This is a genomic window from Sulfitobacter sp. HI0027, assembly GCF_001634775.1.
In the GTDB taxonomy this organism is placed as follows: domain Bacteria; phylum Pseudomonadota; class Alphaproteobacteria; order Rhodobacterales; family Rhodobacteraceae; genus Sulfitobacter.
This window is the reverse complement of the sequence record NZ_LWER01000332.1, coordinates 1-217: the sequence shown is the minus strand read 5'-3', so window position 1 is coordinate 217 and position 217 is coordinate 1. Positions and strand designations below refer to the sequence as shown.

At 59.0% G+C, this 217-nt stretch carries 1 protein-coding gene; it reads right to left on the bottom strand.

Annotated elements, in window-relative coordinates; all coding sequences use genetic code 11:
• On the bottom strand, positions 1–217 hold a 217-nt coding region (locus A3722_RS16245), incomplete at both ends, for a Tn3 family transposase (RefSeq protein ID WP_150120529.1).

Sequence of the window (217 nt, the reverse complement as noted above, 5' to 3'; positions counted from 1 at the left end):
GTGGCCGCGCTGCGCAGAATGTCGGGCCAGTTCGAACTGATGACGGGTTCCCTGATCTTGCCACCGATCAAGCCTTTCAGCTCTTTTGGGCAGGATGTTGGATCGAAGAGGTAAAGGCGCTTGGATGGCAGATCCCGGATGCGGGGTATGAACTGGAAGCCCAGCAGAGCGGTGACGGCGAAAACGTGGTCGGTGAACCCGCCAGTATCGGCGTACT